The 15,710-nt window shown below is 65.2% G+C and carries 10 protein-coding genes and 3 pseudogenes; 8 read left to right on the top strand and 5 right to left on the bottom strand.

Features of this window, described 5'->3' with window-relative positions; all coding sequences use genetic code 11:
• Positions 1 to 4: 4 nt before the first annotated feature.
• Positions 5 to 1,609, bottom strand: coding sequence for a B12-binding domain-containing radical SAM protein (locus AC066S_RS03975; RefSeq protein ID WP_126256584.1), 1,605 nt, complete (start codon positions 1,607 to 1,609; stop codon positions 5 to 7).
• Positions 1,610 to 1,916: 307 nt separating this feature from the next.
• On the opposite strand from AC066S_RS03975, the gene AC066S_RS03970 reads away from it, so the two are divergent.
• From AC066S_RS03970 to soxA, 7 genes and pseudogenes are all read left to right on the top strand, one after another.
• The gene (locus AC066S_RS03970; RefSeq protein ID WP_028135089.1) at positions 1,917 to 2,366 is read left to right on the top strand and encodes a (2Fe-2S)-binding protein; all 450 of its coding nucleotides are present in this window, start codon (positions 1,917 to 1,919) and stop codon (positions 2,364 to 2,366) included.
• A 12-nt stretch (positions 2,367 to 2,378) separates the two neighbouring features.
• A complete protein-coding gene (locus AC066S_RS03965; RefSeq protein ID WP_478268952.1) occupies positions 2,379 to 4,565 on the top strand; it encodes a xanthine dehydrogenase family protein molybdopterin-binding subunit in 2,187 nt (728 codons plus the stop codon).
• A 55-nt stretch (positions 4,566 to 4,620) separates the two neighbouring features.
• Positions 4,621 to 5,891: pseudogene (locus AC066S_RS03960) on the top strand (FCSD flavin-binding domain-containing protein).
• Positions 5,892 to 6,104: 213 nt separating this feature from the next.
• On the top strand, positions 6,105 to 6,527 hold the full coding sequence (gene soxX, locus AC066S_RS03955; protein ID WP_478269317.1) for a sulfur oxidation c-type cytochrome SoxX: 423 nt from the start codon (positions 6,105 to 6,107) through the stop codon (positions 6,525 to 6,527).
• 8 nt (positions 6,528 to 6,535) lie between these two features.
• Positions 6,536 to 7,003: a SoxY-related AACIE arm protein gene (locus AC066S_RS03950; RefSeq protein WP_135167903.1), complete on the top strand. Its 468-nt coding sequence runs from the start codon at positions 6,536 to 6,538 to the stop codon at positions 7,001 to 7,003.
• Positions 7,003 to 7,320 (top strand): thiosulfate oxidation carrier complex protein SoxZ, encoded by a 318-nt coding sequence (gene soxZ / locus AC066S_RS03945; RefSeq protein WP_126256588.1) that lies wholly within the window; start codon positions 7,003 to 7,005, stop codon positions 7,318 to 7,320. The genes AC066S_RS03950 and soxZ overlap by 1 nt, the downstream gene beginning before the upstream one ends.
• The gene (soxA, locus tag AC066S_RS03940; protein ID WP_478268951.1) at positions 7,317 to 8,096 is read left to right on the top strand and encodes a sulfur oxidation c-type cytochrome SoxA; all 780 of its coding nucleotides are present in this window, start codon (positions 7,317 to 7,319) and stop codon (positions 8,094 to 8,096) included. Before soxZ ends, soxA begins: the two co-directional genes overlap by 4 nt.
• A gap of 52 nt (positions 8,097 to 8,148) precedes the next feature.
• Here the strand turns inward: soxA and AC066S_RS03935 are convergent, their stop codons facing one another.
• From AC066S_RS03935 to AC066S_RS03925, 3 genes are all read right to left on the bottom strand, one after another.
• Complete coding sequence (locus AC066S_RS03935) at positions 8,149 to 9,816, bottom strand: regulator (RefSeq protein ID WP_126256590.1); 1,668 nt, start codon at positions 9,814 to 9,816, stop codon at positions 8,149 to 8,151.
• Between the two features lie 12 nt (positions 9,817 to 9,828).
• Complete coding sequence (locus AC066S_RS03930; protein WP_478268950.1) at positions 9,829 to 10,527, bottom strand: cysteine hydrolase family protein; 699 nt, start codon at positions 10,525 to 10,527, stop codon at positions 9,829 to 9,831.
• A gap of 305 nt (positions 10,528 to 10,832) precedes the next feature.
• Positions 10,833 to 11,786: a hypothetical protein gene (locus AC066S_RS03925; protein WP_478268949.1), complete on the bottom strand. Its 954-nt coding sequence runs from the start codon at positions 11,784 to 11,786 to the stop codon at positions 10,833 to 10,835.
• Between the two features lie 166 nt (positions 11,787 to 11,952).
• Here AC066S_RS03925 and AC066S_RS03920 point away from each other — a divergent pair.
• Positions 11,953 to 15,430 (top strand): annotated as a pseudogene (locus AC066S_RS03920) (indolepyruvate ferredoxin oxidoreductase family protein).
• A gap of 156 nt (positions 15,431 to 15,586) precedes the next feature.
• On the opposite strand, the pseudogene AC066S_RS03915 reads toward AC066S_RS03920, so the two are convergent.
• Positions 15,587 to 15,710 (bottom strand): annotated as a pseudogene (locus AC066S_RS03915) (IS481-like element ISRm20 family transposase); the annotation flags it as partial.

Below are 15,710 nucleotides of genomic sequence, written 5' to 3'. Positions count from 1 at the left end.
GCCGTCAGGCCGCCGTCACGCCGACATTCGCCGGAATGACGGTCTCATCGTCCAGCGCGGCCAGACGCTCATCGATAGCAGCGATCACCTTGCGCGAGAACGGTCCGAGATGGGCATAGGCCGCGATCATCTGCACGGCGATACGTGCGGACGAGGTGTCACGCTTGGCGCAATTCATGAAGGTCTGCCAGAGCGGCCCCCGTGCCTCGGGAAGGGCGGTGACCACCTTGTGCACCGTCTCCATCGCCCCGAGCCTGGCGCGGATATCTCCTTCGGCGAGCTCGGGACGCTGCCTGGATCGGTCGAGCAGCGTCATCAGGCGGTCGACGCGCCCTGCATAGGCTGCGGGGCTATAGGTGTGCTCCAGCACCCGCTTGTAGTCCGTCAGAATGTCGCGCAGCGGCCGGACCGGATCGAAGTTGATGCCGGCTGTGCATTGATCGGCACCGATGGTCGGCGCCACATCGTGGCCCGGATGCAGCCGGCCTTCGCGCTCGAGGCGGCGCGTGAGCTGCGTGTTCGGCAACGCATAGAGCAGGCCGACCATGGCGACGGGAATCGCGGCCTCCTCGATGAATTCGATCATCGCCTCCGCCATCGAGACCTTCTCGTTGTCGAAGCCGACGATGAAGCCCGCGGTGACGAGCATGCCGGCGGCGTAGATCTTGTGGATGCTCTCGGCGATGTTGCGCCGCGTGTTCTGTTTCTTGCGCATCGCGACCAGCGTCGCCGGGTCCGGACTTTCGATGCCGACGAAGATGCCGAAGAAATTGGCCGCACCCATCAGCTCCAGGAGCTCCGCATCGTCGGCGAGGTTGACCGAGGCTTCCGTGGAGAATTCGAAGGGATAGCCGTGCGTGCGCTGCCATTCGGCGAGCCTTGGCAGGAATTGCCGCAGCGACTTCTTGTTGCCGATGAAATTGTCGTCGACGAAGTCGAGATGGCCGCGGTAGCCCATCTTGTAGAGCGTCTCGAGCTCGACGAACATCTGCTCGACCGTCTTGGTCCGCGGCACGCGGCCGTAGAGCTCGATAATGTCGCAGAATTCGCAGGTGAACGGGCAGCCGCGGGAATATTGCACTCCGAGATAGAGATAGTCCTCGAACTTGAGCAGGTCGAAACGCGGCACCGGCGTTTTGGTGACGTCGGCCTGGAACTTCGGCGCGGTAAAGACGCCGGAGCGTGCCCCGCTCTCCCAGGCCGCGATGAAGTCGTCGATGACGCTCTCGGCCTCGCCGAGCACCCGGAAGTCGGCCTTGTCGTAGATGTGCGGGCTCGAAGTCGGATCGGGACCGCCGACGACAACCGGCTTGCCCGCCGCGCGACACATGTCGATCAGGCGCAACGTATCCGCCTGCTGCGGCAACATGCCGCCGGTGAAGACGACATCGGCCCAGGCGAGATCGTCGTCGCCGAGCGGCGCCGTGTTGCAGTCGATCAGCCGGACCGTCCAGCTCTCGGGCAACATCGCGGCAACGGTGATCAGGCCCAAGGGGGCGGCAGGGCGCTTGACGCCCATCACTTTGCAGGATTCGCCAAAGCTCCAGAAGGACTCTGCCGAGAACAGCGGGTAGAGCAGCAGCACGTTGCAGGGGCTTGGCACGTCGATGGAACTCCTTTTGCGTCGACGCAGTGTAGCAAAGCGCGGTCGTCTTGCATCCCGGCAAAACGGACAAACTGTCGCTCGGCCCCATGCGCTGGAACCGCGGAGGTCGCCTCAGGCCCGGCAACTGGCGCCTGAAGAGAGGTCTTGCGGCAGCCGGGCAAGGCAAAAACCGGCTTGATCCCTGTTCTTCACGCGGCGACCAGATTCTCGGGCCGCCACCCCTCGGACTGTTGATTTGAACCGTTCCAGTTTGCCGGACACATTGCGCGCCTGAGTTCAATCGGTGGATTGGGCCAATCAGGGGACTGCGATGGCTAACCTAACAATCAACGGAAAAACCTTCACCCTCGACGTCGAGCCGGATACGCCACTGCTGTGGGCGATCCGCGAGAATGCCGGCCTGACCGGCACCAAATACGGTTGCGGCATCGCACAATGCGGCGCCTGCACGGTTCACATCGAAGGCGTTGCCACCCGCTCCTGCGGGGTCTCGGTCAGCGAGGCCGAAGGCAAGAAGATCACCACGATCGAGGGGCTCGCCTCGGGCGACACGCTGCACAAGGTGCAGGAAGCCTGGATCGCCCAGGACGTGCCGCAATGCGGCTATTGCCAGAGCGGCATGATCATGGCGGTGGCCGCACTGCTGAACGAGAAGCCGAAACCGACCGACGCCGATATCGATGAGGCCATCACCAACATCTGCCGCTGCGGCACCTTCCAGCAGGTGCGCGAAGCGATCCACACGATCGCCAGCGCGTAAGGAAATCCCCACATGAACAAGCATGTCTCGCCGCGGCTCAACCGCCGCGCCTTCGTCATCGGCACGGCCGCGGTCGGTGCCGGCCTCGCCATCGGTCTCGACATCCCCTTCGGCGGCCCCGCCGTGGTCCGCGCCGCCGACGGCTCGCCCGAGATCGGCGCGTGGGTCGTGGTCAGGCCGGACGACACCGTGGTGATCCGGATCGCCCGCTCCGAGATGGGCCAGGGCTCGCTGACCGGCCTCGCCCAGCTCGTCGCCGAGGAGCTCGAGTGCGACTGGACCAAGGTCACGACCGAATACCCGACACCCGGCACGAGCGTCGCCCGCAAGCGTGTCTGGGGCGATTTCTCGACCGGCGGCAGCCGCGGCATCCGCTCCTCGCAGGACTATGTCCGCAAGGGCGGTGCCACCGCGCGCGTGATGCTGATCCAGGCCGCCGCCGACGGATGGAAAGTGCCGGCCTCCGAATGCACGGCCGAAAACAGCGTCATCACCCATAAGCCGTCGGGCAGAACCACGACCTACGGCAAGGTCGCCGAAGCCGCCGCGAAGCTGACGCCGCCGGCCGATGTCAAGCTGAAGGATCCCAAGGACTGGAAGCTGATCGGCAAGGGCGTGAAGCGGCTCGACACCCTCGACAAGACCACCGGCGCCATGATCTACGGCGCCGACGTCAAGCTGCCGGGCATGCTGAACGCCGCGATCAAGGACTGCCCGGTGTTCGGCGGCAAGCTGAAGAGCTTCGACGAAGCCAAGATCGCCAGCATGAAAGGCGTCAAGAAGGTGGTCAAGGTCGGCGACACCGCGGTCGCCGTTGTCGCCGACACCTGGTGGCACGCCAAGACTGCGCTGGAGGCGCTGCCGATCGTCTGGGACGAGGGTGACAACGCCAAGGTCTCCAGCGAGTCGATTGCGAAATGGCTGGCCGAGGGCCTCGACGATGCGCAGCCGGCCTATGTCGGCAACAAGAACGGCGATGCCAAGGCGGCGATTGCCAGCGCGGCCAAGAAGATCGAGGCCGTTTACTCCTATCCCTACCAGAACCACGCCACCATGGAGCCGATGAACGCCACCGCGCTTTACACCGCGGATAAATGCGAGGTCTGGTGCGGGACGCAGAACGGCGAAGCGGCGTTCGCAGCGGTGCTGGAGGCCTCCGGCCTGCCGGCGGAGAAGTGCGACGTCCACAAGGTGATGCTCGGGGGCGGCTTCGGCCGGCGCGGCCAGACCGATTATGTCCGTCAGGCCGTGATGATCGCCAAGCAGATGCCGGGCACGCCGGTCAAGCTGTTGTGGTCGCGCGAAGAGGATATGGCGCACGGCAGGTATCACCCGATCACCCAGTGCAAGATGACCGGCGCGTTCGATGCCAACAACAATCTGGTCGCGCTGCACTATCGCCTGTCCGGGCAATCGATCCTGTTCTCGCTGCGCCCCGAGGCATTGCAGAACGGCATGGATCCGGCCGCCTTCCAGGGCGTCGCCCAATCCGGCGAGGCCGCGTTCGGCTATTCGGTGCCGAATCTGTTGATCGAGCACGCGATGCGTAACCCGCACGTTCCTCCCGGCTTCTGGCGCGGCGTCAACGTCAATCACAACGCGATCTACATGGAATGCTTCATGGACGAGCTCGCCCAGGCCGCAGGCCAGGACCCGCTCGAATTCCGCCGCAAGCTGATGGGCAATCACCCCAAGCACCTTGCGGTGCTCAATGCGGTCGCCGAGAAGATCGGCTGGGACAAGCCGGCGCCGCAGGGCGTCTATCGCGGCATCGCGCAAGTGATGGGCTATGGCAGCTATGTCGCGGGCGCCGCCGAGATTTCGGTGACCGAGGGCAGCAAGATCAAGGTGCATCGCATCGTCGCCTCCACCGACCCCGGCTACATCGTCAATCCGGCGCAGGTGGAGCGGCAGATCGCAGGCTCCTTCGTCTATGGCCTCTCCGCGCTGTTCTATGGCGGCTGCACCGTCAAGGACGGCAAGATCGAGCAGACCAACTTCGATACCTACAACTCGATGCGCATCAGCGAGATGCCGAAGGTGGAATCGGTGATGGTGCCGAGCGGCGGGTTCTGGGGCGGCGTCGGCGAGCCCACCATCGGCGTCGCGGCGCCGGCGGTGCTCAACGCGTACTTCGCCGCGACCGGCAAACGCATCCGCTCGGTGCCGCTGCGCGACCAGAACATCACCTTCGCCTGAGATACGCGGCGGCGGCCACGATGGCCGCCGCCGCACACTTTTCCGGACAAATCCCATGAATGTGCCGGTGACACGGCGGAATGCCGTCCTCGGCATCACCGCCGCGGCCGCATCGCTCGCCACACCTTCGATCCTGCGCGCGCAATCGGCAGGCCGCATCGTCGTGGTCGGCGGCGGCTTCGGCGGCGCGGCCTGCGCGCGTGCGCTCAAGCGCGCCGGCGCGGACCTGCAGGTCACCCTGATCGAGCCGAACAAGGTCTTCACCTCCTGCCCGTTCAGCAACGAGGTGATCGCCGGCCTGCGCAAGATGGAGACGCAACATTTCGGCTATGACAAGCTCGCTGCCGAGGGCATCGCCGTCGTCGCTCAGGCCGCGACGACCATCGCACGCAAAAGCGTAGCGTGACCACAGCGGATGGCACCGCGTTTGCCTATGATCGTCTCGTGCTGTCGCCCGGCATCGACTTCCATCTCGAAGCCCTGCCCGGCTACGACGAGGCGGAATCGGAGAAGATGCCGCATGCCTGGAAGGCCGGCGCGCAGACGCTGCTGCTGCGCAAGCAGCTGGAAGTGATGGAAGATGGCGGCACGGTCGCCATTGCAGTCCCGGCCAATCCCTCGCGCTGTCCGCCTGCGCCATACGAGCGCGCCAGCCTGATCGCGCATTATCTGAAGACGAACAAGCCGCGCTCCAAGGTTCTGATCCTCGATGCCAAGGACAATTTCTCCCAGCAGCGGCTGTTCGAGAAGGCTTGGAAGGAGCTCTACGGCGACATGATCGAGCGCATCGCGCTGTCGCAAGGCGGCCGCGTGACCTCGGTCGATCCGGCGACCAGGACCATCGTCACCGAGTTCGGCAACTACACGCCCGATGTCGCCAACGTCATCCCGCCGCAACGTGCGGGGCGCGTTGCCGAGATTGCGGGCGCTGCAGATGCGACCGGCTGGTGCCCGATCGATCCCGTGAGCTTCGAGTCGAAACTCGCCCCGAACATCCACGTCATCGGCGATGCCTGCCTTGGCGGCGGCATTCCCAAATCGGCATCGGCCGCAAGCGGGCAAGGCAAGGCCTGCGCCGCCGCCATCGTCGCTTTGCTCGCGGGCCGCACGCCGGAGCCGCCACGACTTACAGGGATCTGCTACAGCACCGTCGCGCCCGGCTACGGCTTCTCGCTCGCCGGCAACTACCAGCCCAGGGGCGACATCTTCGCCGAGGTCGAGGGCGGCGCGACCAGCCCGGTCGACGCGCCGCGCGAATTGCGCGCGCGCGAGGCGACTGAAGCCGAGCGCTGGTTTCAGGCCATCACGACGGATTGTTTTGGCTAGGATATGACGAGACGAAGCAATCGCCACGAACAAGGTGCGCCCCCTCCCCCGCCTGCGGGGGAGGGCTGGGGAGAGGGTGTCTCCACAATCGAGAGCCTCCAAGAGGAAAGAGCCCTCACCCGCCGCTGCGCGCCGACCTCTCCCGCAAGCGGGAGAGGTAAGTGGAGTTCGCGACGACATCATGCACCCCATCCGATATCTGCAACTGCGGCAATCATCGTAGCGAGCCTCTCCTTCGCCTCGCCTGCCGAAACAGACGAACTCTTGCCCTACACAATCGTCAACGACGGCATTCCCGCCTCGCTCACAGGCTCCCCCGGCGATGCCGCGCGCGGCCGCGCTCTGGTGCTGGCGCGCACCACGACCTGCATTCTCTGCCATTCCGGCCCATTTCCGGAAACGCGGTTCCAGGGTGATCTCGCGCCTGATCTCACCGGCGCCGGGAACCGGTGGTCGGTGAGCCAGTTGCGGCTTCGACTGGTCGATGCCTCGCGCTTCAACCCGGAGACCATCATGCCATCCTATTATCGCGCCGACGGCCTCGTCCGTGTCGGACGCAACTTCGCCGGCAAGCCGATATTGTCGGCCGCCGAGGTCGAGGACATCGTGGCCTTTCTTGCAACGCTTCGCGACTAGGACTGTTCATGCCAACCACGCGACGACAATTCCTGAGCCTCGCCGGAGGCGTCACGGCCGCCGGGACGATCCCGGTCGTCACCTTGCGTCCGCTTCAAGCAACGCCCGCGATGCTCAATCACGCGATCCGCAATATCGTCGGCGAGGCGCCGCTTCGCACCGGCAGGGTGAAGCTCGACATTCCGCCGCTGGTCGAGAACGGCAACGTGGTGCCGATGACCGTGAGCGTCGCAAGCCCGATGACGGCAGATGACCACGTCAAGAGCATCCACGTCTTCAACGAGAAGAACCCGCAGCCGAACATCGGCAATTTCTATCTCGGCCCCTCCTCCGGCCGGGCCCAGGTCTCGACCCGGATCCGCCTCGCCGACACCCAGAAAGTGGTGGCGATCGCGCGCCTGTCCGACGACACGTTCTGGCAGGTCGCCGCCGACGTGGTCGTGACGCTGGCCGCCTGCACCGAGGAGATGAACTGATGGCCGCACTCATCAACGTTCCCGCCAAGGCCAGGCGCGGCGATGTCATCGAGATCCGCGCGCTGACCTCGCACATCATGGAGACCGGCTTTCGCCACACCGTGGACGGCAAGCTGGTGCCGCGCGACATCATCACGAGCTTCACCTGCCGCTACAACGGCGCCGAGATCTTTCGCGCCGATCTCTTTCCGGCGATCGCGGCCAATCCGTATTTGTCGTTCTTCACCGTCGCCAAGGAGAGCGGCAAGCTCGAATTCGAATGGATCGGCGACAACGGCTATTCGTCCACCGCCTCGGCATCGATCACGGTCGAATGAGCGCTTGGCGCGCGATAGCAGCGGCGGCACTGTTCGCCGCGGCCCCTGCCTTGCTCGCCGGTGAGATTCCGCCCGATGCGCGCCGGTCCGGCTATTCGTTCATGGGCCCCGACACCCGCGCAATGCAGGATGACGACACCTCCAATCCCGGCATGCTGTTCGTGCTCGATGGCGAACAGCTATGGGGCAAGAAAACCGGCAGCGCGGAGAAGGCCTGCGTGGACTGCCATGGCGACGCGCGCGACAGCATGAAGGGCGTCGCCGCGCGCTATCCCGCCATCGACAAAACGCTTCACCGCCCCGTCACGCTCGAGCAGCGCATCAATCTCTGCCGCGCCAATCATCAGCAGGCAACGCCGCTGCCCTACGAGAGCCGCGACCTCCTTGCGCTCTCCGCGTTCGTCGCCCATCAATCGCGCGGCGCCGCAATCACCGCCGGAGACGATCCGCAGGCAAAACCCTTCGTGGAGCAAGGCCGCGAGCTCTTCATTCGGCGCGAGGGCCAGCTCAATCTCGCCTGCACCAATTGCCACGACGACAATTTCGACAAGCGCCTCGCGGGCGCGCCGATCACGCAGGGACAGCCGACCGGCTATCCGCTCTACCGCCTGGAATGGCAGACGCTGGGTTCGCTGGAGCGGCGCTTGCGCAGCTGCATGAGCGGCGTGCGCGCCCAGGCCTATGATTACGGCTCGCCTGAACTGGTCGCGCTCGAGCTCTATCTGATGTCGCGCGCGCGCGGCCTGCCGATGGAGACGCCGGCGGTGCGGCCCTGAAGTGAAAGCGGCCGGCATCCGCCGGCCGCTTCGAACAAGCTCGCGCCGTTGCCTATTCCGCCGGCGCCGCCGACATCTCCGGATGCGCGGCATAGTGTTCGCTGGTGCCGAGCTTGCTGGCCGCGAACAGGCCGGCGGCCATCGCAGCGTAAGCCAGCGCGACCGCCGGCGTGACGCCAAGGCCGCCGCCAATGCCGACGGCCTCACCGTGCATGAAGCCGAAATAGGTGAGCACGGCACCGACCAGAGCAAACGCCGAAGCCTTCTCGAAATCCCGCTCGATGATGAAGACGCCGATCGCGCCGAGGACCAGGCCGCCGAGGATGGAGCCGCCACCCATCACCTCAAGACCGTGATAGAACACGCCCTGCTGCGGCAGCGCGGCGATCGCGGCCGCCTTGACCGCGTCGGCCTTGTCGGCGGCCATGCCGCCGACGGTCGCCGCCGCATTCATGGTCGAGCCGAGCATCGTGTCGATCTGGAGCTTGGCCCAGGCGGCCAGATGCGGCGTCAGCGCCAGCACGATCGCGGGCGCGTGCTTGACCGGCGTGGTCTGGAACGCCTGCGCGCCGATCAGCATGCCGATATAGAGCAGGATCGGCGAGATCGCGACAACGGGCACGAGTGCCAGCAGCACCGAGATGATGCCGAACCAGGACAGCACGACCACCATGATGCCGGTCGCGGCGGAGTAACCGATGCGGCCGCCCATCGCCTTCCAGCCGGGATGGCCGATATAGACGGCGTTGATGAAGGGATTGCCCATCAGGCAGCCGATCAGGCTGACGACGCCGTCGGCCGTGAGCACCCGCGTGGTCGGATATTCGTCGCCGGCCGCTTCCGCGCTCTCGACATTGTCCATGGCCTCGACGAGGTCATAGATGCCGAATGGAATGGCGGTGACCAGAATGATGCCGAGGAATTCGAAGCCGGAGAAGACGTAGCCCAGCGCCGGTATCGGCACCGAGAAGCCGAAATTGGCGAAGGCAGCGCCAACGCCGGCGATGCTCAAGCCGCCGAGGCCGAGCCCGAACAGGTTCGAGCCCCAGGCGATGACCATGCCGACGGCAATGGCGACCAGGCCTGCGGGAATGCCGCGCCAGTACTTCACACCGCCGAACCAGCTCACCAGGATGATGGCGAAGCAGACCAGACCGATCTGCGGCGTCATGTACATTTCCAGCGCCGGCCGCATCGAGATGAAGGTGACGGAGACGCCGGCAAGCGTGCCGAGCAGCGCCGCGCGCGGCGTGATCTTGCGAATAAACGGCGCAATGAAGCCGCCGATCATCAGAATGAAGCTCTGGAAGAACACCCAGACCAGGCCCGCGGACCAGCCCTTGAGCGGATCACCGGTCTTCAGGGTGATCGGCAGCATGATTACGAAGGTGACGATGAACATGTGCGGCACGCTGACGCCCGAGGGCAGCGCACAGACATCGTTGCGGCCGGTCTTCTGCGCCAGACGGTAGGCAAGGTAGGCGTAGTAGAAGGTCGAGAGGCACATCATCAGCCCGAGCGCGGGCAGGATGCGGCCGAACACCAGACTGTCCGGCATCTTCAGGACGAAGCGCAACAGGCCCGTGAGCACCAGCATGTTGACGAGGATGTTGGTGCCGAAGCCGAAAAACGCATTCCAGTCGCCCGACGTCCATAATGCCGGCTTGAACCCGGACGTATCGATCTCAGACTTGCCGGCCGTCCCCGTCAATGTGCTCATGATGTCACCCCCTCAAGTGGTCGAAATTCTCATTGCCTCCAAGACTGCGGCTGAGGTTGCGACCCAGCCGAAGATGCCGCCCTGGGCCTTGATCATCTTCAGGCCCATCTCGTGAAACTCGGGGAAGTAGGACGCGCAGCCGTCGGAGATGACGACGCAGCGGTAGCCGCGGTCATTGGCCTCGCGCACCGTGGTGTTGACGCACACTTCAGTGGTGACGCCGCACACCAGCAGGTTTTCGATGCCGTATCTCTCCAGCACGTCATTGAGCTCGGTGGCGTAGAACGCGCCCTTGCCGGGCTTGTCGATCACGACCTCGCTGTCGAGCGGATAGAGCGCGGGGATGATGTCGTGACCGGCCTCGCCGCGAATGAGGATGCGGCCCATCGGGCCGGGATCGCCGATGCGCAAGGACGGCGCGCCGCGCTCGACCTTCGCCGGGGGCGCGTCGGAGAGATCGGGCAGATGGCCCTCGCGGGTGTGGATCACCAGCATGCCGGTGTCACGCGCCGCATTCAGCACCGCGCCGATCGGCTTCACCGCGCGCGCAAGCTGGCTGACGTCGTTGCCGAGCGTCTCACCGAAGCCGCCGGGCTCCATGAAGTCGCGCTGCATGTCGATGATCAGAAGTGCGGTGGCGGACCAGTCGAGTCTGATCGGCTCGGGCTCGGCGCTGATGACGCCCAATGTCGGCTTGCTCAAGTCCAGCATGACGCCCGCCCCTTGCGAGAACTGCGCCAGGAGTTCTGCAAGCGGCGTGCCATTGTGTACAATCGCGACGGCGCGCAGGCCGCGAAAGAATTTGCTGCGTGCTCAGAAGGTTACGCGAGCGATCGGCGCCTGCTCATTCCCTGTGCGACGGCTTTGCGACGTGCATTTGCTTAAAGGATGAGCGGCCTTGGCCATCATTCCGGGGCGCGACGAAGTCGCGAACCCGGAATCCATCGGGCGGCAATATATGAGGTGAAATGGATTCCGGGTTCGCGCTACGCGCGCCCCGGAATGACGAGGAGGAACTACCGCCCCGCGCCATACAGCCGCCGATGCTCTTCCTCATAGGGCGCATAGGAATCCTTCAGCGTCGCCATGTTGAGCAACATGGTCGCCACCACCGCACCGGCCTTGTCGAACACGCGCGTCTTGGCCCAGGCGCTTTCGGTGCGGCGGCTGCCGGAGAGCGCGACCACCTCGCGCTCGACCTCGTAGTCCTCGTCGACGAAGAGCGGGCCTTTCACCAGGCGGATCTCCTGATCGGCGAACAGGCCGACGGCCGGGCCCTTGGCCGGCAGCGGATCGTCCTTGGAGCGGTACTGGAACAGGACGCTCAGCATCTCCATCGGGATGATCGGCCTGCGCCACGGATTGTCGGCGCCCGAGTAATACGGCGAGCTCTCCGTGATGACGGCCAGCTTCTGGCGCAGCGAGAAGGGATAGAGATCACCCATGATCTGGTCGAACGCCATCCGCACCGTCTGGCGCTTGCCGGTCTGAGCGACCTTCACATCGCGCAGGATCACGGGATCGGCCAGCGGCTTGAGCTCGGCAAGGCGGGCCTCCAGCGCCGTCGCCGCGTGCGGTTCACCGACCGAAGCCGTACCGCGCAGCACCTCGGTGCCGTCGCGCTTGACCATCTGGATCTGGCACTGGCTGGTGCCGGGCAATGGCTTCGACAGGATCGCCTGCACCTCCTCGCCCTCATAGCAGACGCTGCGATAGTGCGCGGACAGACATCCGGTCTCGAACCAGGCCTGTCCCCACAATCGCGCGCCGAGCGGGGCGAACTGACTGAAATGCGTCGGGCCTTCGATGGTGCCGCCCTTGAAACCGAGCTTCTGCGCGGTGGCGTCGTCGTGGATCGAGGCATGTGCGTCGTAAGTTTGTGCCTGCAGCATCTGACGCGGCTGGCGCCACGGCCCGATCAGGGTCTCGGTTGTCTCTGTGATTTCGGTGTCGAATGCGTTTGCAGTCATGATTTTCTCCGCTCGCAAGCCATGACTAGCAGGAGCGCCACGGATGCGGCTAGCCGTATTGACTTCGCTGGCCCATGCCTTTGACTGCGCTCACCCCGCCTCACAAGCTGCGACTCCTCCCGCAGCGCAATATTCCCGCCGAACCAGGCCACCAAGGACTCCTGAAATGACGCTGATGCAGGTCGAGCTGGACGACAAATACCGGCTCGAATCGAAGCGGATCTTCCTGTCCGGCACACAGGCCCTGGTCCCGCCTGCCCATGCTGCAGCGCGAACGCGACCGGCTTCAGGGGCTCAACACCGGCGGCTTCATCTCCGGCTATCGCGGTTCCCCGCTCGGCATGTACGACCACGCGCTGTGGCGCGCGAAGTCGCACCTCCAGCAGCACGACATCGCCTTCGTGCCCGGCCTGAACGAGGACCTCGCGGCAACCGCCGTGTGGGGCAGCCAGCAGGTCGGCCTGTTTCCCGGCGCCAAGGTCGATGGCGTGTTCGGCATCTGGTACGGCAAGGGCCCCGGCGTCGATCGCTCGGTCGACGCGCTCAAGCACGCCAATGCGGCCGGCACCGCACTCAACGGCGGCGTGCTCGCGCTCGCCGGTGACGACCATGGTTGCCAGTCCTCAACGCTGGCGCATCAGAGCGAGCAGGTGTTCGCCGCGGCCCTTATCCCCGTGATCAACCCCGCGACGCTCCAGGACTATCTCGATCTCGGCCTCTACGGCTTCGCGCTGTCGCGCTTCTCCGGCTGCTGGGTCGGCTTCAAGGCGATCAGCGAGACCGTCGAGAGCTCGGCCTCGATCTATAGCGACCCTGAACGCGTCAAGATCGTGCTCCCCGACGATTTCGAGATGCCACCCGGCGGCCTCAACATCCGCTGGCCCGATCCGCCGCTGGAAGCGGAGAAGCGCCTGTTCGGGTCGAAGATGGCCGCGGTGCAGGCCTTTGCCCGCGCCAACCGGCTCGACCGCATCGTGCTCGATTCCAAGCCGGCGCGGCTCGGCATCGCTGCGACCGGCAAGGCCTATCTCGATCTGCGCCAGGCGCTGGCCGACCTCGGCATCACCGACAAGGACGCGCAGGATCTCGGCCTTCGCATCTACAAGGTCGCGCTGACCTGGCCGCTGGAGGAAAGCGGCGCGAAGCGCTTTGCCGAAGGTCTGCAGGACGTGCTCGTGGTCGAGGAGAAGCGCGGCTTCATCGAAGACCAGCTGATGCGCATCCTCTACAACATCGATGCCTCAAAGCGCCCGACCGTCACCGGCAAGCGCGACGAAAGCGGCGCGCCGCTGCTGCCGAGCGAGGGCGAGCTGACGCCGACCATCGTGGCATCCGCGCTGGTGGCGCGCCTGCGCAAGCTCGGCCATCATAGCCCGGTGTTGGAGCAGCGCCTCGCCCGGCTCGAGGCGTTCGACAATCCCGTTACCACCGGCACGCAGATCAAGCTCGCGCGCACGCCGTTCTTCTGCTCGGGCTGCCCGCACAACACCTCGACGCGCGTGCCCGAAGGCAGCCGCGCCATGGCCGGCATCGGCTGCCACGGCATGGCCCTGAGCATGCCGACCCGCCGCACCGATCTGATCTCGCATATGGGCGCCGAGGGCGTGAACTGGATCGGCCAGTCGCCCTTCACGAGCGAGCAGCACATCTTCCAGAATCTCGGCGACGGTACCTATACGCATTCCGGGCTGCTGGCGCTGCGCGCGGCATCGGCCGCCGGCATCAACATCACCTACAAGATCCTCTACAACGACGCCGTGGCGATGACCGGCGGCCAGCCGGCTGAGGGCGCCTTCAACGTCGCCCAGATCGCCCATCAGGTCTGGGCCGAGGGCGTCAAGCGGCTTGCGATCGTCTCGGACGATCCGGGCAAGTATCCCCAAGGCAACTACTTCCCGCAAGGCGCGACCATCCATCACCGCCGCGAGCTCGATGCCGTGCAGCGCGAGCTGCGCGACATCAAGGGCCTCACCGTCATCATCTACGACCAGACCTGCGCCGCCGAAAAGCGCCGCCGCCGCAAGCGCGGGCTCTATCCCGATCCCGCCAAGCGCGCCTTCATCAACGAGCTGGTCTGCGAAGGCTGCGGCGATTGCTCGCAGGCGTCCAACTGCGTCTCGGTGCAGCCGCTGGAGACCGAGTTCGGCCGCAAGCGCCAGATCGACCAGTCCAACTGCAACAAGGATTTTTCCTGCGTCGAGGGCTTCTGCCCGAGCTTCGTCACCGTGCACGGCGGCACGCTGAAGCGCATGAAGACCTCGGCGGTGGATTCCGGCCAGCTGTTCGCCGATCTGCCGCTGCCGCCGGCGCGTGAGCTGGACGGTCCCTACAACATCCTCGTTACCGGGATCGGCGGCACCGGCGTCATCACCATCGGCGCGCTGCTCGGCATGGCCGCTCATGTCGACGGCCGCGGCTGCTCGGCGCTCGATTTCACCGGCCTGTCGCAGAAGAACGGCGCGGTGATGAGCCATGTCCGCATCGCGCCGAAGCCGGAGGACATCTCCGCCGTCCGCATCACCACGGGCGGCGCCGACGTCATTCTCGGCTGTGACATGATCGTTTCGGCCGGCCCGACCGCGCTCAGCCGCGCCGAGCGCGGCGTGACGAAGGCCTACATCAACGCCGACCTGCAGCCGACTGCGAGCTTCGTGCAGAACCCCGATCTCGATTTCGAGATGGGAACGATGCAGACCGTGCTGCGTGACGCGATCGGCGACAAGAATCTCGACATTATCGACGCAACGGGCATTGCTGCCGCGCTGATGGGCGACAGCATCGCGACCAATCCCTTCATGCTCGGCTTCGCCTTCCAGAAGGGCGCGATCCCGCTGTCGCTGGAGGCTTTGCTCCGCGCCATCGAGATCAACGGCGCCGCGATCGAGATGAACAAGCTCGCCTTCACCTGGGGCCGCCTCGCTGCCCACGACATGTCGCGGGTGCGCAGCGTGCTGCAGTTCAAGAACCGTGCGTCCGCGCCGACCAAGTCGCTCGACGACATCATCGCAACACGCGCCGAATTCCTGACCTCCTATCAGGACAAGGCCTATGCCGATCGCTATCTCGCGGCCGTCGCCAAGGTGCACAAGGCGGAGAATGCCGCCTCGCCCACGTCTACGGAGCTGACCGAGACGGTCGCGAAGAACCTGTTCAAGCTGATGTCCTACAAGGACGAGTACGAGGTCGCGCGGCTTTACACGGATGGCAGCTTTGCCAAGAAGGTGTCTGAGAAATTCGACGGCGAATTCACGCTGAAGTACCAGCTGGCGCCGCCGATCTTCGCCAAGCGCGACAAGACGACGGGTCGACTCCAGAAGCAGGAGTTCGGCGGCTGGATGATCCATGCCTTCCGCGTGCTCGCCAGGCTGAAATTCCTGCGCGGCAGTGCGTTCGATCCGTTCGGCCGCACCGAGGAGCGCCGGACCGAGCGCAAGCTGGTTGCGGATTATCTGGCGATGATCGACCAGCGGATCGCCGGGCTGAAGGCGGAGCAGATTCCGTTGCTGGCAAGGCTCGCCCGCGTGCCGGAGACGATCCGCGGCTTTGGCCACGTCAAGGAAGCCAACGTCAAGCTCGCGGCAGCCGAGACGGCGCGGCTGGAAGCGGAGCTTGAGAACAGCCGTTTTGCCGCGGCGGCGGAATAAAGACTGGGGCCAGCTCTCTCCACGTCTTTGCGAGCGCAGCGAAGCAATCCAGACTGCCTCCGCGGAGGGATTCCTGGATTGCTTCGCTACGCTCGCAATGACGGGGATTGTGGGATGCACTCGCCACACACTCAGTGTCATCGCCCGGCTTGATGTTTAGTCCGGGGACATGGCTGACACCTGTTCGGACACATCACTGACAGGTTGGCCGTTGGTCAAGTCGATTGATGCGACCTGCCAGCTGGCAAAGAAGATTCCGTAATGGCCATCGCGGTCGAGG

The sequence above is a fragment of the Bradyrhizobium sp. CFUWI genome (assembly GCF_056429085.1).
This window is presented reverse-complemented; position numbering and strand designations above follow the sequence as displayed.